This window comes from Kitasatospora sp. NBC_01250, assembly GCF_036226465.1.
GTDB lineage: Bacteria > Actinomycetota > Actinomycetes > Streptomycetales > Streptomycetaceae > Kitasatospora.
Map to the genome: position 1 here is coordinate 3,193,978 of NZ_CP108476.1, position 22,349 is coordinate 3,216,326.

The 22,349-nt window shown below is 71.8% G+C and carries 15 protein-coding genes and 1 pseudogene; 8 read left to right on the forward strand and 8 right to left on the reverse strand.

The features are described 5' to 3' along the window. Entirely contained in the window at nt 1–2,148 is a 2,148-nt protein-coding gene (locus OG500_RS12950; RefSeq protein ID WP_329579893.1) for a 3-hydroxyacyl-CoA dehydrogenase NAD-binding domain-containing protein, read from the forward strand. 185 nt (nt 2,149–2,333) lie between these two features. Further along, nucleotides 2,334–2,783, forward strand: a complete 450-nt coding sequence (locus OG500_RS12955; protein WP_327066720.1) for an SPW repeat protein — start codon at nt 2,334–2,336, stop codon at nt 2,781–2,783. A gap of 24 nt (nt 2,784–2,807) precedes the next feature. Here the strand turns inward: OG500_RS12955 and OG500_RS12960 are convergent, their stop codons facing one another. The 6 genes and pseudogenes from OG500_RS12960 to OG500_RS12985 all read right to left on the reverse strand — a co-directional run bounded on the left by OG500_RS12960 (nt 2,808) and on the right by OG500_RS12985 (nt 11,344). Next, nucleotides 2,808–4,319, reverse strand: coding sequence for an ArnT family glycosyltransferase (locus OG500_RS12960; protein ID WP_327066721.1), 1,512 nt, complete (start codon nt 4,317–4,319; stop codon nt 2,808–2,810). 115 nt (nt 4,320–4,434) lie between these two features. Further along, nucleotides 4,435–6,366 (reverse strand): 1-deoxy-D-xylulose-5-phosphate synthase, encoded by a 1,932-nt coding sequence (gene dxs, locus OG500_RS12965; protein ID WP_329579898.1) that lies wholly within the window; start codon nt 6,364–6,366, stop codon nt 4,435–4,437. 219 nt (nt 6,367–6,585) lie between these two features. Then, nucleotides 6,586–7,836: a sugar ABC transporter permease gene (locus tag OG500_RS12970; protein WP_327066723.1), complete on the reverse strand. Its 1,251-nt coding sequence runs from the start codon at nt 7,834–7,836 to the stop codon at nt 6,586–6,588. Nucleotides 7,837–7,949: 113 nt separating this feature from the next. Further along, a pseudogene (locus OG500_RS12975) lies at nt 7,950–8,726 on the reverse strand (ATP-binding cassette domain-containing protein); the annotation flags it as partial. Between the two features lie 117 nt (nt 8,727–8,843). Beyond that, nucleotides 8,844–9,938 carry a sugar ABC transporter substrate-binding protein gene (locus OG500_RS12980; protein WP_327066724.1) on the reverse strand — a complete coding sequence of 365 codons (1,095 nt, stop codon included), beginning with the start codon at nt 9,936–9,938 and terminating at the stop codon, nt 8,844–8,846. 209 nt (nt 9,939–10,147) lie between these two features. Beyond that, complete coding sequence (locus OG500_RS12985) at nt 10,148–11,344, reverse strand: ROK family transcriptional regulator (protein WP_327071538.1); 1,197 nt, start codon at nt 11,342–11,344, stop codon at nt 10,148–10,150. A 451-nt stretch (nt 11,345–11,795) separates the two neighbouring features. On the opposite strand from OG500_RS12985, the gene OG500_RS12990 reads away from it, so the two are divergent. Both OG500_RS12990 and pepN read left to right on the forward strand, forming a co-directional pair. Further along, complete coding sequence (locus OG500_RS12990; RefSeq protein ID WP_329579902.1) at nt 11,796–13,565, forward strand: outer membrane protein assembly factor BamB family protein; 1,770 nt, start codon at nt 11,796–11,798, stop codon at nt 13,563–13,565. Nucleotides 13,566–13,703: 138 nt separating this feature from the next. Beyond that, on the forward strand, nt 13,704–16,277 hold the full coding sequence (gene pepN, locus OG500_RS12995; RefSeq protein ID WP_329579905.1) for an aminopeptidase N: 2,574 nt from the start codon (nt 13,704–13,706) through the stop codon (nt 16,275–16,277). Between the two features lie 79 nt (nt 16,278–16,356). Here the strand turns inward: pepN and OG500_RS13000 are convergent, their stop codons facing one another. Both OG500_RS13000 and OG500_RS13005 read right to left on the reverse strand, forming a co-directional pair. Then, nucleotides 16,357–17,850: a sensor histidine kinase gene (locus OG500_RS13000; protein WP_329579908.1), complete on the reverse strand. Its 1,494-nt coding sequence runs from the start codon at nt 17,848–17,850 to the stop codon at nt 16,357–16,359. Continuing rightward, complete coding sequence (locus OG500_RS13005) at nt 17,847–18,608, reverse strand: response regulator transcription factor (RefSeq protein WP_442907027.1); 762 nt, start codon at nt 18,606–18,608, stop codon at nt 17,847–17,849. Before OG500_RS13005 ends, OG500_RS13000 begins: the two co-directional genes overlap by 4 nt. 182 nt (nt 18,609–18,790) lie before the next feature. On the opposite strand from OG500_RS13005, the gene OG500_RS13010 reads away from it, so the two are divergent. The 4 genes from OG500_RS13010 (at nt 18,791) to OG500_RS13025 (ending at nt 22,279) form a co-directional block, all read left to right on the forward strand. Further along, nucleotides 18,791–20,182 carry a ferredoxin reductase family protein gene (locus OG500_RS13010; protein WP_442907028.1) on the forward strand — a complete coding sequence of 464 codons (1,392 nt, stop codon included), beginning with the start codon at nt 18,791–18,793 and terminating at the stop codon, nt 20,180–20,182. A gap of 14 nt (nt 20,183–20,196) precedes the next feature. Further along, nucleotides 20,197–20,739: an FMN-binding protein gene (locus OG500_RS13015; RefSeq protein ID WP_329579914.1), complete on the forward strand. Its 543-nt coding sequence runs from the start codon at nt 20,197–20,199 to the stop codon at nt 20,737–20,739. Beyond that, complete coding sequence (locus OG500_RS13020; protein ID WP_329579917.1) at nt 20,739–21,521, forward strand: FAD:protein FMN transferase; 783 nt, start codon at nt 20,739–20,741, stop codon at nt 21,519–21,521. The genes OG500_RS13015 and OG500_RS13020 overlap by 1 nt, the downstream gene beginning before the upstream one ends. A gap of 62 nt (nt 21,522–21,583) precedes the next feature. Next, on the forward strand, nt 21,584–22,279 hold the full coding sequence (locus OG500_RS13025) for a VIT1/CCC1 transporter family protein (RefSeq protein ID WP_329579920.1): 696 nt from the start codon (nt 21,584–21,586) through the stop codon (nt 22,277–22,279). Nucleotides 22,280–22,349 lie beyond the last annotated feature (70 nt).

Genomic DNA, 22,349 nt, shown 5'->3' on the forward strand with positions numbered 1-22,349 from the left:
ATGAGCAACACCACTGAGCTCCTCAAGCGCGGCGCCGAGCTGTTCCCGGGCGAGGTCGTCACCACTGCGCACGTCCGCCACCTGGACCTGCCGCTGCAGGCCGGCAAGCTGGCGCTGATCACCCTGGACAACGGCTTCGACCACACCAAGCCGACCACCTTCGGCCCGGGCTCGCTGCTCAAGCTCGAAGAGGCGCTGGACCAGGTCGAGGCGGAGGCCGCGGACGGCAAGGTGGTCGCGGTCGCGATCACCGGCAAGCCGTTCATCTTCGCGGTGGGCGCCGACCTCAAGGGCGTCGAGCTGCTCAAGGAGCACGGCGACGCGCTGGCCATCGGCAAGGGCGGCCACGAGGTCTTCAAGCGGATCGCCGCGCTGCCGGTGCCGACCTTCACCTTCTACAACGGCGCCGCGATGGGCGGCGGCGTGGAGATCGGTCTGCACTGCAGCTACCGCACCGTCAGCTCCGGTGTGCCGGCCTTCTCGCTGCCCGAGGTCTTCCTCGGCCTGGTCCCCGGCTGGGGCGGCTGCACCATCCTGCCGAACCTGGTCGGCCCGGCCAACGCGGTCAAGGTCATCATCGAGAACTCGATGAGCCAGAACAAGCAGCTCAAGGGCAAGGAGGTGTTCGAGCTCGGCATCGCGGACGCGATCTTCGAGCCGGCCGACTTCCTGGAGCAGTCGATCCTGTGGGCCGCCAAGGTCCTCAAGGGCGAGATCACGGTCGAGCGTCCCGAGATCGACCGCGGCGACAACTGGGACCAGTGCATCGCCTGGGGCCGCGCGGTCGCCGACGCCAAGGTGCACGGCGCGGCTCCGGCCGCCTACCGGGCGCTGGACATCATGGCGGCCGCCAAGAACGCCAGCCTCGGGGATGCAGCCGGTCTGCAGCAGGGCTTCGACGCCGAGGACGCCGCGCTGGCCGACCTGATCATGGGCGGCGAGCTGCGGGCCGGCATCTACTCCTTCAACCTGGTGCAGCGTCGGGCCAAGAAGCCCTTCGGTGCCCCGGACAAGTCGCTGGCCCGCCCGGTCAGCAAGGTCGGCGTGGTCGGCGCCGGTCTGATGGCCTCCCAGCTGGCGCTGCTCTTCGCGCGCCGCCTGGAGGTGCCGGTGGTCCTCACCGACATCGACCAGGCGCGGATCGACAAGGGCGTCGGCTACGTGCACGCCGAGGTCGACAAGCTGCTCGCCAAGGGCCGGATCGGCAACGACAAGGCCAACAAGCTCAAGGGCCTGGTCAGCGGCCACCTGGACAAGGCGGCGGCGTTCGGCGACGCGGACTTCGTGATCGAGGCCGTCTTCGAGGAGATGGGCGTCAAGCAGAACGTCCTCGCCGAGCTGGAGGCGGTGGTCTCGCCGACCACCATCCTGGCGACCAACACCTCCTCGCTGTCGGTCACCGAGATGGCCTCCAAGCTCCAGCACCCGGAGCGCGTGGTCGGCTTCCACTTCTTCAACCCGGTCGCGATCCTGCCGCTGCTGGAGATCGTCCGGGCCGAGAAGACCGACGACGCCTCGCTGGCCACCGCCTTCGGTGTGGCCAAGAAGCTGAAGAAGACGGCCGTCCTCACCAAGGACGCCCCGGCGTTCGTGGTGAACCGGATCCTGACCCGCTTCATGGGCGAGATCCAGAACATCATCGACGAGGGCACCTCGTTCGAGACCGTCGAGAAGGCCGTGCAGCCGCTCGGCCTGCCGATGTCCCCGATCGCGCTGCTCGAGCTGGTCGGTCCGGCCATCGCGCTGCACGTCTCGGAGACGCTGCACGGCGCCTTCCCGGAGCGGTTCACCGTCTCCGAGAACCTCGCCGAGGTGGTCAAGGCCGGCAAGCGCGGCTTCTACATCTGGCAGGACGGCCAGCAGGTCCTGGACCCCGAGGTGCTGGCGCTCCTCACCTTCGGCGACAGCGCGCTGACCGAGGAGCAGGTCCGCGAGCGGGCGCTGAACGCGGTCGCGCAGGAGATCGGCCTGATGCTCGACGAGGGCGTGGTCGGCGAGGCGCAGGACATCGACCTGTGCATGATCACCGGCGCGGGCTGGCCCTTCCACCTGGGCGGGATCACCCCGTACCTGGACCGCGCGGGCGTCTCCGAGCGGGTGAACGGGAAGAAGTTCCTGGCCCCCGGCCTGGCCAGCGTCCCGGCCTGATAGACGGCTGAGCCCACGAGGGCGGCCCGCTCCCCCCAGGGAGCGGGCCGCCCTTCGGCATGTCCGGCTCCGCCCTGCGCCGGCCGCAGGTTCAGCAGCCGCTGCGGTATACACCAAATCAGGACAAAGCGCATAATACCGTTAGGCCAAGCAGACGAACTTGCAGACCTGAGGAGGCGAGTCGTATGGCCGACGTCTCACATCGAACCGGTGACATCTCCACCCATCCGGACATCTCGGAGATGCGGACCCGGTACGCGCGCATGATGGACGGACCCCAGGGAGTCGCCGTGGACGGGCTGGTCGTGCTGACCGGCCTCTACCTGGCCATCTCGCCCTACGTGGTGCACTTCAGTGCGGCCAGCCACGAGTTGGTGATCTGCAACCTGATCCTCGGGATCGGGATCGCCGCCCTCGGTCTGGGCCTGACCATCGCTCCGGCCCGGATGTTCGGGCTGACCTGGGCCATGGCCGCCACCGGCGTGTTCCTGATCATCTCCCCCTGGGTGGTGACCGTGGGCCACACCGCGACCCGGGGCATGATCTGGAACCAGGTGATCGTGGGCGGACTGACCTGCCTGCTCGCCTTCACCGCGGCAGGGATGGTGCTGGGCGCGAGCCGACGCCGGATCTGACGCCTCGCCCGGTGGTCTACCGGCTCACTTCTTGAGCCGGTAGACCACCGTGTCGCCGTAGGCGCCGACCACCTCGTAGTGGTCGTCCAGCAGGTTCTCGATCTTGGGCACCAGCAGCGGCTGGTAGGGCGCGCGCCCGGAGTCGTCCACCACGATCTCCGGCAGGCCGTTGGTGGCCAACTCCTTGTCGAAGGTCTGCCAGGCGTCCGGCACGCTGTACTGCTCGCCGACGTCCTGGGTGCCCTTGCCGCCACTGAAGTTCGTCAGAAAGCCGGCCGTCAGGTAGCGGGTGGCGGGCTTGCGGTCGGAGAGCCAGTAGAGCTCGGGGTGCATGCCCCAGACCAGCACGGTGTCCTGCGCCGTGCTGCGCTCGGCGACCGCGGTGGCCACCTGGGTGGTCTGGTTGAGCTGCTCGCCCGGCCAGGCCATGGCGAGCACCCAGAAGGCGCTGGCGGCCACCGTGCTGTAGACCAGCACCGGCTTCCAGCGCACCGCCGAGACCGAGACGGCGCCGACGCCGAGCAGCACCAGTGGCGGCATCAGCTGCAGGTAGTAGTGGCCGAAGAAGTGGAAGCCGGTGGCGACCCCGACCACCGAGGAGACCAGCCAGACCCACAGGTCGCTGGGCGCGCCGTGCGACTCGCCGCGGGTCGGCAGCGAGCGGCCGGTGCGCAGCCGTACCCAGAGCCGGTGGCCGAGCGGGAAGAGGAAGCCGAGGCCGGCCGCCAGCAGGATCGCCGAGTTGCCCAGCGCCCGGCCGATCATCTGCAGCCAGTCCCCGCCCAGCGAGGCGTAGTCGCCGCTGCCGGTCACCACCCAGAACAGGAAGCCCTTGGGCTTGGTGAGGATCACCGCGACCACAGCTATCGGCAGCGCGAAGCCGAAGCCCACCTTGAGCAGCGCGCTGCGCCACCGCACGCCGCGCAGGCGGGCGTCCTGGAAGAGCATCCAGAGCACCGGCAGCAGCACCGCGCCGCCGGTCTGCTTGGTCAGCGAGCTGACCGCCACCGCGATCCCGGCGGCCAGCCAGCGGCGGCGCTCGGCGTAGCGGAAGGCGGCCACCATCGCGGGCAGCATGAAGACCTCGAAGGTCGCCGCCTGGGTGTCCTCCGGGGAGAGGCCGATCGAGAGCAGCAGGTAGAGCACCCCGGCCGCACCGCCCGCCCGGTTGCCCCAGCGACCGCGCGCGATGGAGACCAGCAGCACGGCGGTGACCACGTGCGCCACGATCGCCAGGGTGCGCAGCGGCCAGAGCGAGAGGGAGCCGAAGACCGAGAAGCAGGCCTCGTAGAGCCACGGCAGCAGCGGCGGCTTGCGGTCCACGACGGTGTCGTAGAGCACCCCGCCGCTGGCCAGCATCCGGGCCTGGGTCGCCAGGTACCCCTCGTCCGGGCTCCACACCGGGCGCATGAACGAGGGGATGTGGGTCAGCGTGGCCACCACGGCCAGCACCGGGACCAGCCGGGTCCAGTACCCCGAGCGAAGCCGGGCAGCGAGCATGGCAAGGCGCTTGGGGGTCGAGGTCGAGGTGGGCACGAGGGACAACCTACCGGGCGGGACCGGCAGAAGAGGTGCCGGTCCCGGATTCAGATATGAATGTCATATTGACTCGAACGTCGGAAAGTCCCGCCTGGTTGCATCACGCGGATGCTCAGGCCTGGACCACCGCTGCGCCGTCCAGCCGGGAGACCAGTGCGGTCACCTGGCGGGCGATGTCCGGGGCGGTCAGGCCGATCTCGGCCATGACCTCCTCGCGCTTGGCGTGGTCCAGGAACTCCTGCGGGATCCCGAAGTCGCGCAGCGGCAGGTCGACCTCCGCGTCGCGCAGCGCCTGGGCGATCGCCGAGCCGACGCCGCCGGCCCGTCCGTTGTCCTCGACCGTGACCACCACGCGGTGCTCGGCGGCCAGACCCGGCAGCGCGGCGTCCACCGGCTTGACCCAGCGCGGGTCGACCACGGTGGCGCTGATCCCCTGGGCGTCCAGCAGCGCGGCCGTCTCCAGGCAGATCGGGGCCAGCGCGCCGACCGAGACGATCAGCACGTCCGCCCGGCGCTCGCCCGCGGCGACCTGAGCCCGGTCCAGCGGCTCGGCGCTGCCGTGCAGCACGTCCATGCCGCCGATCCGGCCGACGGCGGCGACCGCCGGGCCCACCGAGCCCTTGGAGTAGCGCAGCACCGTCGGCGCGTCCTTGACCTCCAGCGCCTCGCGCAGCTGGGCCTTGACCTGCTCGGCGTCGCGCGGGGCGGCCAGCCGCAGCCCGGGCACCACCTGGAGGATCGACATGTCCCACATGCCGTTGTGCGAGGCGCCGTCGGTACCGGTGACCCCGGCCCGGTCCAGCACGAAGGTGACACCCAGCTTGTGCAGCGCGACGTCCATCAGGACCTGGTCGAAGGCCCGGTTGAGGAAGGTCGCGTAGACCGCGACCACCGGGTGCAGGCCCGCGGTGGCCAGACCCGCCGCCGAGACGGCCGCGTGCTGCTCGGCGATGCCGACGTCGAAGGTGCGCTCCGGGAAGGCCTTGGCGAAGTCGGCCAGGCCCACCGGGTGCAGCATCGCGGCGGTGATCGCCACCAGGTCCTCGCGCTCGCGGCCGAGCTGGACCATCTCCTCGCTGAAGACCGAGGTCCAGTCCTTGCCGGAGGTCTTCACCGGCAGGCCGGTGTCGGGGTGGATGACGCCGACCGCGTGGAAGCGGTCCTCCTCGTTCTGCAGCGCCGCGTGGTAGCCGCGGCCCTTCTCGGTGATGACGTGCACGATCACCGGGCCGCCGAAGCCGCGCGCCTTGCGCAGCGCGGACTCCACCGCGGCGATGTCGTGGCCGTCGATCGGGCCGAGGTACTTCAGGCCCAGGTCCTCGAACATGCCCTGCGGGGCGATGAAGTCCTTCAGGCCCTTCTTCGCGCCGTGCAGCGCGTCGGCCAGCGGCTGGCCGACCACGGGGGTGCGCTGCAGGGTGTCGCGGCCCCAGCTGAGGAAGCGCTCGTAGCCCTGGGTGGTGCGCAGCGTGGAGAGGTGGTTGGCCAGGCCGCCGATGGTCGGCGAGTAGGAGCGCTCGTTGTCGTTGACCACGATCACCACCGGGCGGTCCTTGCCGTCGGCGATGTTGTTCAGCGCCTCCCAGGCCATGCCGCCGGTGAGCGCGCCGTCACCGGTGACCGCGACCACCGGGCGGTCGGTGTGACCGAGCAACTGGTTGGCCTTGGCGATGCCGTCGGCGTAGCCGAGCACGGTGGAGGCGTGCGAGTTCTCGATCACGTCGTGCTCGGACTCGGCGCGCGAGGGGTAGCCGGACAGGCCGCCCTTCATCTTGAGCCGGCTGAAGTCCTGACGCCCCGTCAGCATCTTGTGCACGTAGGACTGGTGCCCGGTGTCGAAGAGGATCCGCTCGCGAGGCGAGTCGAAGACCCGGTGCAGCGCGATGGTCAGCTCCACCACACCGAGGTTCGGGCCCAGGTGTCCGCCGGTCTTGGCGACCTCTTCGATCAGGAAGCCGCGGATCTCCTCGGCCAGGGCAGTCAGCTGCCCCGGGGTGAGCCGGTCGAGATCGCGCGGTCCCCGAATGCGGGTCAGCAACGGCACCCGGTCCTCCTCAGTCAGTTACGTGTCCGGCTCGTCGGGACGTTCGCGGGCGCATCTGTGCCCGTACCCGGCGGTCGAGTCTAATCTCCGCCCGTGCGACGGTTCGCGGCGCGGGGCATTCGGTGGGCTTTGACCAGGCGTGCGAAGGCCCGGGACGCGCCCCTTGGGTCGGGCGCGTCCCGGGCTCGGCTCACCACAGCGGCCGACGTCCCCGCCGGTTCAGCCGCGGCCGGCGGACTTCTGGGTCCGGCGGGAGACCGAGTCCAGCACCACCGCGCCCAGCAGCACCGCGCCGGTGATCATGTACTGGATCGACTGGCTGATGCCCTGCAGGTCGAGACCGGTGACGATGGACTGGATCACCAGCATGCCCAGCAGCGCCGACCAGGTCTTGCCACGGCCGCCGAACAGGCTGGTGCCGCCGATCACGGCCGCCGCGATCGAGTTCATCAGCACGTTGCCGCCGCCCAGCGACTTGTCCGCGAAGCCGGACTGCGAGGCGATGAACAGACCGCCGACCGCGGCCAGCCCGGCCGAGATCATGAAGACCGAGATCCGCACCCAGGCCACGTTGATGCCGGCCCGGCGGGCCGCCTCCACGCCGCCGCCGACCGCGAACACCTTGCGGCCGTAGGAGGTGCGGCGCAGCACGAAGTCCGTGACGATGACCACACCGAGGAAGACCACCAGCGCCAGCGGCAGGCCGCGGTCCTGGTTGAGGGTGTAGGCGGCACCGAAGGCGAGGACCGCGAGCAGCACGGTGCGCAGCGCGATCTCGCTCACCGGGCGGGCCGGCAGCCCGGCCTCGCGGCGGCTGCGGGCGCCGAGCAGCGCGGCCACCAGGTAGCCGGCCACGCCGACGGCGGCCAGGCCGTAGGCGGCGGCGACATCGTCGAAGAAGTAGTTGTCCAGGTTGGCGATGAAGCCGTTGGGGAGGTTGTTGAGCGTGCCGGTGTTGCCCATCACGTAGCCCTGCAGGCCGCTCCAGCCGAGCAGGCCGGCCAGCGTCACGACGAAGGCGGGCACGCCGATCTTGGCGAAGAAGAAGCCGTGCAGCGCGCCGATCGCCAGCGCGCAGAGCACCGCGATGCCCGCGGCCAGGTACTCGTTGAGGCCGTGCTGGATCGAGAGCACCGCGGAGACGGCGGCCGAGACACCGGCCACCGAGCCGAGCGAGAGGTCGATCTCGCCGAGCAGCAGCACGAAGACGATGCCGACCGAGATCAGGCCGGGCCCCGCGATGTAGAGGGTGATGTTGGACAGGTTGCCGGCGGTGAGGAACTTGCCGGTGATCCCCTGGAAGACGGCCGCGATCAGGATCAGTCCGAGCACCACCGGCACCGAGCCGAGGTCGCCGGAGCGCAGCTTGCGCTTGAACTCCTCCAGGTAGCCGGCCAGGCCCTGCTCGCGCACCAGCAGCCGGGGGTCGACGGCGGGGATGGGCGCCGCACTGTCGGATATCTCGGTCACCGTCTCAGCCTTCGGGGTCGTGGCGTTCTTGCTCACTTGGTCGCCTCCGCGCTCGCCTGGGCGGGTGCGTCCGCGCTCGCCTGATGGGTCGCGTCCGCGCTCGCCTGATTGGTCGCGTCCGCGACGCGGGCCTGGCGCCGGGTCACCGCGTTGTCGGTGGCGCCGGTGATGGCCGAGATGATCGTCTCGTGGCTGGTGTCGGCCACCGGGAAGACGCCGTTGTTGCGGCCCAGCCGCAGCACGGCGACCTGGTCGGCCACCGCGCGCACGTCCGCCATGTTGTGGCTGATCAGGATCACGCCCAGGCCCCGGTCACGAAGCCGCTCGACCAGGTCGAGCACCTGGGCGGTCTGCTCGACGCCCAGCGCCGCGGTCGGCTCGTCCAGGATCACGATCTTCGGCTCGCCGATCAGCGCGCGGGCGATGGCCACCACCTGGCGCTGACCGCCGGAGAGCGCGGCCACCGGGATCCGCACGCTGGGGATCCGGATGGAGAGGGTGTCGAGCAGCTCCTTGGCGCGCTTCTCCATCGCCACCTCGTCCAGCCGGCCGCCGCGGATCAGCTCCCGGCCCAGGAAGAGGTTGGCGACCACGTCGAGGTTGTCGCAGAGCGCGAGGTCCTGGTAGACCGTCGCGACGCCGAGCGCCTGGGCGTCCTGCGGGCGGGTCAGGTGGACCTGCTTGCCGGCCCACTCGATGGTGCCCTCGTCGATCGGGTGCACCCCGGCGATCGTCTTGACCAGGGTGGACTTGCCGGCGCCGTTGTCGCCGACCAGCGCGACCACCTGACCCGCGTGCACCTCCAGGTCCACCCCGGTGAGCACCTGGACCGCACCGAAGCGCTTGGAGACGCCCCGCAGGGCGAGGACGGGTATGTCTGACTGAACCATCGATGGCTCCTTCGGGAGTCAAGGGGCGCACGTGGCTCTAGCCCGCACGCCGAGATGCCGGCGGGGCGGCCGGGCCAACTGGCCCGGCCGGCCCGCCTCTTGCTGAAGGCGCGTCTGTTACTGGATACCCGCGGCCTTGCAGGCGTCGGCGTACTGGGCGGTGCAGATGTCCGAGACCTTGTACAGGCCGTCGGCGATCACGGTGTCCTTGATGTTGTTCTTGGTCACCACGACCGGGGTCAGCAGCAGCGAGGGGACGCTGGTGCCGCCGCTGTTGGTGGTGGCGGTCGCGGTGCCGGTGACGCTCACGTTGTTGATCAGGTCGACCGCGATGGTGGCGGCGCCCTCGGCCTCAGGCTTGTAGGCCTTGTAGATGGTGTAGGCCTGGTCGCCCGTCAGGATCCGCTGGATCGCGTCGGGGGCGGCGTCCTGGCCGCCGACCGGGATGTTGTTGATGCCGTTCGCCTTGAGGGCGGTGATGATGGCGGCGGCCATGCCGTCGTTGGCGGAGTAGACGGCCTGGAAGCCGTTCTTGCCCAGCGCGGTGATCGCGGCACCGATCTTCTGGCTGGCCACGGTGGGCTGCCACTCACCGGACTGCTCGTAGACGATCTTGCCCACGCCGGTGTCCAGCACCTTGTGCGCACCGGCCTTGAACTGACCCGCGTTCGGGTCGGTCTCGGAGCCGTTGATCATGACGACGTTGGCGGACTTGGCGTTCGCGCCCAGCGCGTCCACCAGCGCCTGGCCCTGCAGCTCGCCGACCTTCTCGTTGTCGAACGAGACGTAGGCGGAGACCGGGCCGGTGGCCAGCCGGTCGTACGCGATGACCTTGACGCCCTTCTTCGCCGCGTCGGTGATCCAGGAGGCGGTGCCGGGGGCGTTCACCGCGTCCAGCAGGATCACCTTGATGCCCTGCGAGACCATCGTGTCGAACTGCTGCTTCTGCGTCGACGCGTCGTTGTTGGCGTTGTTGTACTGAACGGAGCACTCGCTGCACAGGGCCTTGACCTTGGCCTCGATGAGCGGCTTGTCGAAGGACTCGTAGCGGATGGACGAGGAGTTCTCCGGCAGGAGCAGGCCGATGGTCTTGTTGCCACCCGAGCTCGCGGAGTTCGAGCTGCTGCCACCGGCCTTGCCACAGGCGGCCATGGTGAGGGCCATCGAGACCGCGGCAGTGCCGATGACGACGCGACGCATCATTGCGTTCATGGTGGGGGTGCCTCCCTGACAGAGCCGCAACGTCGCGGCGAGGTGGAGGGAGTCAAACCCGCCACCCCGCTTGCCGTCAACAAGTAAACCCAGCGCTCTGCGGATTCAGACCCTTTCGTTATCTTCGTGAATCCTAAGCCGAGACCAAATACTCGGCCCCCACTCAGCGAATGTCCTTTTCGCCCCTTTGTGTCACGGGACTTCGCGACTCAGCCGCGCGCGCCGACCGCCTGCGAGTTGTGCCCGATTGCACCGGTTTCGCCCATCTCGCTCATCACCAGCGCGAGCGAGCCGAGCACCTCGGCCCGGCCACCCAGCGTGCCCGGGACGATCGACAACTGCCGTGCCGCGGACGGGATCGCATACCGCGCCACGGAGTCCCGGATCGGGGAAAGCACCAGCTCACCGGCCTCGGCCAGGTCCCCGCCCAGGATCACCCGACGCGGGTTCAGCAGGTTGCACAGCGTCGCGACACCGGTGCCGATCTGCCGGCCCGCGTCCGCGATCACCCGTCGGCAGCCCAGATCGCCCTGCTGCGCCAGCTGCACCATTGAGGAGAGCGTCAACTCGCGCTCATGGCTCGCGTTCAAGAGGTTGAGCAGGTAGCGCGAGCCGACGAAGGTCTCCAGGCAGCCGCGATTGCCGCAGCGGCAGACCGGGCCCGACTCGTCCAGCGTGATGTGCCCGATCTCGCCGGCGGTGCCGCCCTGGCCCCGGTAGATCTGGCCGTTGATCACCAGGCCGGAGCCGACGCCGCTGGCCACCTTGATGTAGGCCAGGTCGCTCACCCCCCGGCCCGCGCCCCAGACCAGCTCGCCGAGCGCGCCGAGGTTGGCGTCGTTGTCGACGTAGACCTCCATGCCCAGGCGCTTGGACAGCTCCCGGCCCGGCGCGATGCCCGTCCAGCCGGGCAGGATCGCCGTCGAGCCCAGCGCCCCGGTCTCCACGTCGATCGGGCCCGGCACGCCCAGGCCCACCCCGATCACCTTGTCCGGGCGGAAGCCGGCCTGCGCCAGCAACCGCTCCACCAGCGCCTCGGCCCGGGCGAAGCCCTGCTCGGCGGAGACGTCCACGTTCATCGGCTCGCTCTCCTCGGCGAGCACCCGGTGCGCCAGGTTGCCCACCGCCACCCGCAGGTGCGAGTGGCCGAAGTCGACCCCGACCACGATCCCGGCATCCCCGCTGAGCGAGACACTGCGGGCCCGGCGGCCGCCGGAGGAGGTGTCGGCCACCACCACCGTGCCGCCCTCCTTGAGCTCGCGGACGATGTTGGAGACCGTCGCCGCCGAGAGTCCGGTGGCCCGGGCGATCTCGGCCTGGGTCAGCGAACCCGCCATCCGCACCGCGCGCAGCACCCGTTCGAGGTTGGCGCGGTGCAGCGAGGACTGCGAACCCGGCGTGTCCATGGACATGAAATACCCTCCTTCGGGCGCGGGAACCCGACGGTTCCCGCCCCTCACCGCGCCGTTGCGGTCGGTTCCGCGCCGCCGTCGGCCGCCGCTGCCGTCGGCACCGGTGCCCGACAAGGTCACCTTCAACTTCTGAACTCTATGCCGAGTGACCCGCGCACGGCTTCGTCAAGGCTGCCACCCGGTGGGCGGGAAAGCTCAGCGGCGGCTCAACCGCGCAGTCAGTGCCGACGGCGGCCCGGCCCGCCGGGCCGGGAGGCGGGACGGGAGGCGGGACGGGCCCGCGGGACGCACCGGCCCGGGAAGCGGGCGTGCCGGGCAGGACCTGGGAGTGTCCGAAAACCCCGCGCCCTTACGATGTCCTGTAATTCTCGACCGTCCATCCAGCCCCCCGAGCCACAGCGGGCGGGGCGGACGGCCTTCCAGACGCATAATGACGGGGCATCACATGGCAGGGGATCAGCGCGGCGCGGGAGTCGACCCGGCGGCGGTCGCGGACCAGATGACGCAGCTCGGCGGAGCGCCGGTACCGGCCCAGGCGCCACCGGGCGCGCCTGCCGTACCGCCGCAGCCGGCGGGCGCTCCGGGTGGTGCGCCGGGGGCGGCGCCTGGTGCGGCGGCCAACCTCAGCTACCAGCCGACCGCCGCCGCCTTCCCCGCGCAGCCGGGCGCCACGCCGCCCCCGGGTGCGCCGGTGGGCCCGTACGACCCGCGGGGCGGTTCGTCCTACGGCTACCCGCAGACCGCTCCGCAGCAGCCGCCCGCGCCGCCCGTCTTCGGTGCGCAGCAGGGCGGTTACGCCCAGCCCGCGCCGCCCGTCCAGCCCGTCTTCGGCGCGCAGCAGGGCGGCTACGGCCAGCAGGGCGCCACGGGCTACGGCTTCCCCGGGCCCGCCGTCCAGGTCGGCCCCGCGCCGACCAAGCAGCGCAACCCCGTGATGGTCTTCGGCGCGATCGCCGGCACCGTGCTGTCGATCGCCATCGTGATCGGCCTGGTGGTGCTGTTCGGCGGCAACAAGCCGACGCACAACACCAGCGGCGGGACCACCGGCGGCGGGGGCGGTGGGGGTGACGCCGGCAAGCTCGCCGTCTCCTGGACCGTCCCCAAGGTCGACGGCAGCGCCAGCGACCAGCGCACCATCGGCCTGTGGACCACCGACAAGCTGCTGGTCCGCGGCGACGCCACCGGCCTGACCGGCTACAACCTGAGCGACGGCAAGGTCGCCTGGACGCTGAAGGTGCCGGACGGCACCAAGTCGTTCTGCAGCATGTCCAAGAGCGTCAACAAGAACAACATCGGCGGCGTCAGCTTCAACCTCGGCGACGACGACTGCGCGGCGGTCGGCGCCATCGACGCCACCACCGGGCGGCTGATCTACAAGGTCGGCTCGCCGCTCAGCAGCAAGAGCTTCCAGACCCAGGTCACCGTCACCGACACCACGCTCGCCGCCGCCAGCGGCTCGCTGCTGGCCGGCTTCAACCTGACCGACGGCAGCTCCGTCTGGCACTACAACGACCGCGCCAAGTACTGCTCGGACAACGCCGACGCGGCCGGCGCCGTGATCGCGGTCAGCGACGACTGCGCCGAGGCCTCCCCGGAGCAGCAGCTGACGCTCCTGGACGCCAACACCGGCAAGACCACCGAAACCTTCAACCTCGGCAGCGGCGAGCGGCTCACCAACATCGTCTCGGCCTCGCCGCTGGTGGTGCAGATCTCCTCGGGCTACGACAACGACTACTTCGTCGGCGTGGACTCCTCGGGCAACCCGGAGGCCAAGATCCCGCTGAAGGTCACCGGGCAGGACCGGCTGCAGCTCTCCGCCGCCTCGGACCCGATGACCAAGAGCCTGGTGATCGGCAACAACCTCTACGTCGAGGTCGACCAGAGCGGCAAGACCGCGATCCGGGCCATCGACCTGGTCGGCGGCAAGACCCTGTGGACCGTCGACGGCGGCGCCGAGAACGGCCTGCGCCTGGTGGACAACCCGTCCACGCCGACCGCGGTCACCATGGACGGCTTCGGCAAGAGCGGCCGGGTGGTCTCGCTGAGCCCGGTCGACGGCAGCGTGACCCAGCTCGCCGCCTTCAGCAGCAAGGCGAACGCCAGCAGCTTCATGCCGTTCCAGGGCGCGGAGGTCTTCTACCTCAGCGACGGCCGGGTGCTCAACATCCCGCAGCTGCCGATGGAGAACACCGCCACCATGTACAGCAAGGGCTGAGCACGAAGAGCTGACCGGACATCACGGTCGGTCCGTTCCGGGAGGGCAACCGGATTGCCCTCCCGGACAAAGCACTCGGGCTCCGCTCGGGCGGCGTGGGAGGATGCGCCCAAGAAGCCTGACGAAGGAGTCCTGCGAGTGCCTGGCACCAACTTGACCCGTGAGGAGGCCCGCACCCGAGCGGCTCTCCTCCATGTGGATGCGTACGACATCGAGCTCGACCTGAGCTCGGCCCGTGACAGTGCTACGTTCCGGTCCACCACCGTGGTCCGGTTCACGGCCGAGGAGCCCGGCGCCACCACCTTCATCGACCTGGTCGCCCCCGAGGTGCGCGAGATCGTGCTGAACGGCGAGCAGGTGGCACTGTCCGCCTTCGCCGACAGCCGGATCGCGCTGACCGGCCTGGCCGCCGAGAACGAGCTGCGGGTGGTCGCCGACTGCGCGTACACCAACACCGGTGAGGGCCTGCACCGGTTCGTCGACCCGGTGGACGGCGAGACCTACCTGTACAGCCAGTTCGAGGTGCCGGACGCCCGGCGGGTGTTCGCCTCCTTCGAGCAGCCCGACCTCAAGGCGAGCTTCACCTTCACCGTGACCGCTCCGCGCGGCTGGGTGGTCGTCTCCAACTCGCCCACCCCCCGGCCGAGTGGCGACGGCGACACCCAGGTCTGGTCGTTCTCCCCGACCGGCCGGATCTCCAGCTACATCACCGCCATCATCGCGGGCCCCTACGTCGGCGTCTTCGACTCGTTCACCGACGGCGACCAGGTCGTCCCGCTGGGCATCTACTGCCGCCCCTCGCTGCGGGAGTTCCTGGACGCCGAGGCGATCTTCGACGTCACCCGGCAGGGCTTCACGTACTTCCAGGAGAAGTTCGACTTCGCCTACCCGTTCGAGAAGTACGACCAGCTCTTCGTCCCGGAGTTCAACGCCGGCGCGATGGAGAACGCGGGCGCGGTCACCTTCCGCGACCAGTACGTCTTCCGCTCGAAGGTCACGGACGCCTCCTACGAGGCCCGTGCCACCACGATCCTGCACGAGCTGGCCCACATGTGGTTCGGCAACCTGGTCACCATGGAGTGGTGGAACGACCTCTGGCTCAACGAGTCGTTCGCCACCTACGCGGAGATGGTCTCGCTGGTCGAGCCGACCGGCACCAAGTGGCCCAACGGCTGGACCACCTTCGCCAACCAGATGAAGACCTGGGCCTACCGGCAGGACCAGCTGCCCTCCACCCACCCGATCATGGCCGAGATCAACGACCTGGAGGACGTCCAGGTCAACTTCGACGGCATCACCTACGCCAAGGGCGCCTCCGTCCTCAAGCAGCTGGTGGCCTACGTCGGCCAGGACGCCTTCTTCGAGGGCGTGCGCGCCTACTTCAAGCAGCACGCCTGGGGCAACACCACCCTCGCCGACCTGCTCGGCGCACTGGAGAAGGCCAGCGGGCGCGACCTGCGGGCCTGGTCCAAGGCCTGGCTGGAGACCGCCGGGATCAACATCCTGCGCCCCGAGATCGAGACCGACGCCGACGGCGTCATCACCTCCTTCGCGGTCCGCCAGGAGGCGCCCGCGCTGCCGGCCGGCGCCAAGGGCTCGGCCGCCCTGCGCCCGCACCGGATCGCCATCGGCTGCTACGAGCTCACCGAGGGCAAGCTGGTCCGCACCGACCGCGTCGAACTCGACGTGGACGGCGAGCTGACCGCGGTGCCGCAGCTGACCGGGCGCGCGCGTCCGTCCGTCGTCCTGCTCAACGACGACGACCTGTCCTACGCCAAGCTGCGCCTGGACGCCGACTCGCTCGCCGTGGTCACCGAGCACCTGGGTGCCTTCGCCGAGCCGCTGCCGCGCGCGCTGGTCTGGGCCGCCGCCTGGGACATGACCCGGGACGGCGAACTGCCCACCCGCGACTACCTCGCGCTCGCCGTCGCCGGCCTGCCGGAGGAGTCCGACATCGGCGTGGTCCAGTCGGTGCACCGCCAGGCCAAGCTCGCCCTCGAGCTCTACGCCGACCCCGCCTGGCGCGAGGAGGGCCTGCTCGTCTGGGCCGCCGCCACCGAGGAGCAGCTGCGTGCCGCCGCCCCCGGCAGCGACCACCAGCTCGCCTGGGCCAAGGCGCTGGCCGCCGTCGCCCGCACCGACGGTCAACTCGACCTGCTGGCGGGCCTGCTGGACGGTTCGGTCGAGCTGCAGGGCCTGGCCGTCGACACCGACCTGCGCTGGGAGCTGCTCATCCGCCTGGTCGCGGTCGGCCGCGCCGACGAGGCCGCCATCGAGGCGGAACTCGCCCGCGACAACACCGCCGCGGGCCAGGAGAAGGCCGCCACCTGCCGCGCCGCCCGCCCCACCGCGGACGCCAAGGCAGCCGCCTGGGCCTCGGTCGTCGACTCCGACACCCTGACCAACTACGTCCAGGACGCGGTCATCACCGGCTTCAACATCGCCGACCACCGCGAGCTGCTGGCGCCGTACACGGCACGGTACTTCGATGCGCTCATCGGCGTCTGGGAGACCCGCAGCCACGAGATCGCGCAGCAGATCATCGTGGGCCTCTACCCCAGCTACCAGGTCTCTCCCGCCACCCTGGAAGCCACCGACACCTGGCTCGCCACCGCCGACCCGGCCCCGGCCCTGGCCCGCCTGGTCATCGAGTCCCGCGCCGGCGTGGAGCGCGCCCTCAAGGCCCGCGAGGCGGACCGCGCGGCGGGCTGACGCCTGACGCCCGGCCTTGCCACAGCCGAGGGGCTGCCCTTCCTTCCGGAAGGGCAGCCCCTCGGTCTTTCCCGGGCCGCTACGGCAGGTCCAGCACGAACACCGCTCCCGGGCCGTCGATCTGACGCAGCGTCAGCGAGCCGCCGTGGGCGGCGGCGATGGCGTGGGCGATGGCGAGGCCGAGGCCGGTGGTGCCGGTGGTGCGGGAGCGGGTGTGGTCGCCGCGGACGAAGCGGTCGAAGACGTGGGGGGCCAGGTCCGGGGGGATGCCAGGGCCGTCGTCGGTGACGGTGAGGCGGTGGCCGGCGAGTTGGAGGGTGACGGTGGTGCCGGGCGGGGTGTGGCAGTGGGCGTTGGCGAGGAGGTTGGCGAGGACCTGGCGCAGGCGGTCCTCGTCGCCGGTGACCAGGACGGGTTCGGCGGGCAGGTCCAGGCGCCAGTGGTGGGTGGTGGCGGCGGCGCGGGCGTCGTCGGTGCAGTCCAGGGCGAGGCGGGTGAGGTCGACCTCGGCGGCGGCGAGCGGGCGGCCGGCGTCCAGGCGGGCGAGCAGGAGCAGGTCGTCGACGATGGCGCCCATCCGGCGGGCCTCGGCCTCGACGCGTTCGAGGGCGTGGCGCACGGGCGGGGCGATCGGCTCGGGGTGGCGCAGGGCCAGTTCGGCGTGGCCGCGCACGGTGGCGACGGGGGTGCGCAGTTCGTGGCCGGCGTCGGCGGCGAAGGAGCGCAGGCGGTCCTCGACGGCGTGGCGCTGGGCGAGGGCGTCCTCGACGTGGCCGAGCATCCGGTTGAGGGCCAGGCCCACCCGGCCGGTCTCGGTGGCCGGATCGGCGGCGGTGCCCGGCACGCGTTCGGAGAGCACCACCTCGCCGCGGGCCAGCGGGAGCGCGCTCACCCGCTCGGCGGTCACCGCGATCCGGTCCAGCGGGCGCAGCGCCAGGCGCAGCCAGAGCACGCCGGCCAGGCCGGCGACGCCGAGCGCGGCGGCGAAGACGGTGGCCTCGACCAGGATCGCCTGGTGCACGGTGTCGGTCAGCGGGCGCAGCGGCAGGCCGGTGACGAGCACGTCGCCGTCCTGGCCGGCCACCGCGCGGACCCGGTAGGAGCCGAGGTTGGCCAGCTCGACGGTGCGGGCGGGCCCGGCGACCGGCAGGGCGGCCAGGGTGCGCTGGCCGGCGGGGCCGAGCTTGACCAGGTCGTCGGTGTCGGCGGGAATGGTGCCGGCCTCCACGCCCGCGTCGTCCGCGTCGCCGTCCACCACGCCGGCGGCGGTGACGCTGCCGTGCAGCAGCCGGGCGCCGAAGGTGCCGGGGGCCTGGGCGCGGGTGTCGCGCGGGTCCATGAGCTGGCCGGGGACGACGGCGCCGTGTTCGAGGCTGGCTGCGTAGCGGCCGCCGGTGTCGGAGAGCTGCTGGTCGAGGCGGACCAGCAGGTAGTGCTGGAGCGCGGTGGTGACCGCCAGGCCGACCCCGGCGAAGATCACCAGCAGCAGCGCGACCAGGCCCGTGATCAGCCGCGCCCGCAGGGTGCGCGGGCGCAGCGCGGACGGGCGCAGCCGCTGGGCGGGGCGGCTCACGGCGCGGCGGTGGCGGCGGTGGCGGCGGGCTTGAGCAGGTAACCGACCCCGCGGACGGTGTGGATCATCGGCGGCCGCCCGGCGTCGATCTTCTTGCGCAGGTAGCTGATGTACAGCTCCACCACGTGCGCCCGGCCGCCGAAGTCGTAGGACCAGACGGCCTCCAGCAGCTGGGCCTTGCTCAGCACCTGGCGCGGGTGGCTCATCAGGTAGCGCAGCAGCGCGTACTCGGTGGGGCTGAGCTCGACCGGGTCGCCGGCCCGGGTCACCTCGCGGGCCGACTCGACCAGCACCAGGTCCCCCACCGCCAGCGCGTCCGGCGGCGGCGCGACGGGGGCGGGCTCGGCCCGGCGCAGCAGGCCGCGCAGCCGGACCACCACCTCGGCCAGGCTGAACGGCTTGGTCACGTAGTCGTCGCCGCCGGCCGTGATGCCGGCGATCCGGTCCTCGACGGCGTCCCGGGCGGTGAGGAAGAGCACTCGGACCTCGGGGCGCTCGGCGTGGATCCGGGCGAGCACCGCCAGGCCGTCCAGGTCGGGCAGCATCATGTCGAGCACGACCGCGTCGGGGGCCCAGTCGAGCGCGGCGGCGACGGCCTGCTCGCCGGTCGCGGCGCCGCGTGCCTGCCAGCCCTCGTAACGCAGCGCGCCGCACAGGACCTCGATCAGATCGGGTTCGTCGTCGACAACCAGGATGCGGCGTGGGGTCATGAGGTCGTGGGGTCCGTTCGGGGGCGACGGGGGGACGGGCCTCCCCATTGTCGGGGAACGGGTCCAGTCTGCGGGGTCCCGATGAGAAGACGGTGAGATGTCTCAGTCAGGTGAACCGCCCTGACCTGCACAAATGCCCTGGAGCCCGGGTGTGGACGGTTCGGGATCAGAGGGAATTGAGAGCTTTTCCTGGCACTGTGGCCAAGCCCGTAGCACGAGGAGAACAGCTTGTGAGCACCGCCACCCACCGCCGCACCCGGCAGGCCGCGCCCACGGAGGACCAGCCCCGCGAGCTGCCGGGAGTGGGCCTGATCCTGGCGAACCTGGCGGCCCTGGTGCCGGCCCTGATCGCGGCGGGCGCGCTGGGCATCCTGGCGCTCTGGTGGCGGGACACCTACGCCGTGACCGGGGCCGACCAGTGGCTGACCGGCGCGGCACGGATCACCGGACTGCTGGCGGGGTACGCGGCGCCGGTGCTGCTCCTGCTGATGGCCCGGATCCCGGTGCTGGAGCGCGAGGTGGGCGCCGACCGGCTGGCCCGCTGGCACGCGCTGGGCGGCCGCTACCTGGTGGGCCTGGTCACCGCGCACGTGCTGACGGTGACCTGGGGCTACGCGCTGACGGCGCACCGCGGGGTGCTCCCGGAAGGCGTCCAACTGGTCTTCCACTACCCGGAGATGCTCAAGGCGACCATCGGCACCCTGCTGATGCTGGGCACCGGCGCCGTCTCGGCGCGGGCGGCGCGCCGCCGGCTGAGCTACGAGGCCTGGTACTACCTGCACCTGGCGACCTACCTGGCGATCGCGCTGGCCTTCGCCCACCAGTTGGCCAACGGCGCCGACCTGGCCGAGGGCGTGGGGCTGCTCGGCTGGTGGGGGCTCTACCTGGGGTCCTTCGCCCTGCTCGGCTGGTACCGGCTGGCGGTGCCGTTCCTGCGCGACCGGCGGCACCGGCTGCGGGTCGCCGAGGTGCGGCCGGAGGCGCCCGGCGTGGTGTCGGTCTTCCTGACCGGCGAGCGGCTGGACGAACTGCGGTGCCGCCCCGGCCAGTTCTTCCGGCTCCAGTTCCTGGCGCCGGGCCTGCGCTGGGCGGCCAACCCGTACTCGCTCTCCGCGCCGCCGCACCCGCGCTTCCTGCGGTTCACGGTGAAGGACCTCGGCGGGCACAGTGCGGCGGTGGCCGCGCTGCAACCGGGCGTACGGGTGCGCACCGAGGGCCCGTACGGCGCGTTCACGGCGCGCCGGGGCGGCGCGCGGCCGGTGCTGCTGATCGCGGCGGGCGTCGGGATCACCCCGATCCGGGCGCTCTTCGAGACGGTCCCGGCCCGCCCCGGCGAGCTGACCCTGCTCTACCGGGCCCGACGGGCCGAGGACCTGATCTTCCGCGAGGAGCTGGAGGAGGTGGCGGCGCGGCGACGGGCCCGGCTGGCCTTCCTGGTCGGCAGCCGGGCGGAGCTGGACGATCCGTTCACGGCGGCCCGGCTGACCCGGACGGTACCGCGGCTGACCGGGCACGAGGTCTACGTGTGCGGGCCGGACGGGTTCACCGCGGCGACGATCCGGGAGCTGCGGGCGGCGGGGGTGCCGCGCCACCGGATCCACCACGAGTCCTTCGTCTTCTGAGTCTGCTGAACCCATTGAGCCTGCTGAACCTGCTGAACCTGAGTCTGCTGAAGGAGCACCGGCTGATGCGCCGAACCATCGTCACCACCGCGGCCACGGCGGCCGGGGTCGTGCTGCTGCTCTCCCTCAAGCCGCACGGGAGTTCGTCGGCGCAGAGCACGCCGGTGATCTCCTCCGACACCGGAGCGACGGTCGCCCCCGACCAGCCGTCGAACGGAACGTCGACCGGACCGACTTCCAGTGCAAGCGCGGCCCCCAACGCGAGCGCGGGCGCCGCCACCAGGACCGTCACCGGCAGCGCCATCGACACCCGCTACGGCCCGGTCCAGGTCAGGATCACCCTCACCGGCGGCAAGCTCAGCAAGGTCGACGTCCTGCAGTACCCCTCGGACACCAACCGCGACGAGGAGATCAACAGCTACGCGCTGCCCCAGCTGAACCAGGAGGCGATCGCCGCCGGCAGCGCCCGGATCGACGCGGTCTCCGGCGCCACCTACACCAGCCAGGGCTACACCCGCTCCCTGCAGAGCGCACTCGACCAGGCCGGCACGCACTGATGCTGCGGCACGCCGAGGCGGCGATGGGCACGGTCTTCTCCTTCGCGGTGCGCGACGCGGAACCGGGGCGGCCCGGCATCCTGGGCCCCGCGCTCGCCGAGCTGCACCGCCTGGACGCGCTCTTCTCCCCCTACCTGCCGCACAGCCAGCTCAGCCGGCTGGCCCGCGGCGAGCTGACCCTCGCCCAGTGCGACCCGCTGGTCGGCGAGGCGCTGGAGCACTGCGCGGCGGTCGCGGCCGAGACCGGCGGCTGGTTCACCGCACGACCCGGCGGGCGGCTCGACCCCTCCGGCTGGGTGAAGGGCTGGGCCGTCGAACGGGCCTCCGACCTGCTGCTCGAGGCCGGCTACCGGCACCACAGCGTGACCGGCGGCGGCGACGTGCAGGCCAGCGGCGAGGCGGCGCCCGGGCAGCCGTGGCGGGTGGGCGTGGCGGACCCGGACCGTACGGGGTTCCTGGCGGCCGTCCTCGCACAGCGGTCCGACCAGGGCGAGCACGCGGCAGGCTTCGCCGTCGCCACCTCGGGCACCGCCGAGCGCGGCGGGCACATCGTGGACCCCAAGCACGGCGGCCCGGCCCGCGGGCTGCGCTCGCTGACCCTGATCGGCCGGCGCCTGGCCCGCACCGACGCCTACGCCACGGCGGCCTTCGCGATGGGCCCGCTGCGGGCGCTGGACTGGGTGACGGCCCAGGACGGCTACGAGGCGCTGGCGGTGCTGCCCGACGGCCGCCGGCTCGGCACCCCCGGCCTGGGCGGCTACCTGGTCGACGCCGAGGACTGATCCGACACGCCGCCGACCGCCGGGTCGGTGCGCCGCCGCACCCCGGCTGGCGACACTGGAGCGTGGACGAGAGCCGAAACGGCGCCCTGGGGACCAGGCTGAACTGGCTGCGCGCCGCGGTGCTCGGCGCCAACGACGGCATCGTGTCGACCGCCGGCCTGGTGGTCGGCGTCGCGGGGGCGACCTCGTCCTCCGACGCCCTGCTGACCGCGGGCCTGGCCGGCCTGCTGGCGGGGTCGCTCTCGATGGCCTCCGGCGAGTACGTCTCGGTGAGCGCCCAACGCGACTCCGAGCAGGCCGCGCTCGCCTACGAGGAGCGCGAGCTGGCCGAGCAGCCGGAGGAGGAACTCGACGAGCTGACCGGGCTGTTGGTGGACCGCGGGCTGACCCGCGAGGTGGCCAGGGAGGTCGCCGAGCAACTCACCGCGCGGGACGCGCTGACCGCGCACGCCCGGGTCGAGCTGGGCATCGACCCCGAGCAGATCGTCAATCCCTGGCACGCGGCCTGGGCCAGCTTCCTGTCCTTCACGGTGGGCGCGCTGCTGCCGCTGCTGGCGATCGTGCTGCCACCGGTGGCGCTGCGGGTGCCGGTGACGGTCCTGGCGGTGCTCTGCGCGCTGCTGCTCACCGGCTGGACGAGCGCCCGGCTCGGCGAGGCGCCGCTGCGGCCCTCGGTGCTGCGCAACGTGCTGGGCGGCGGCCTGGCGATGGCGGTGACCTACGCGGCCGGCGCACTGCTGGGCGCGGCGGGGGTCTGACCGGGCCGTTCACCGGCGGCACGGGAACCGGGCGGCAGCCACACGTCCGCCCCGCCGACCGGCGACGGTC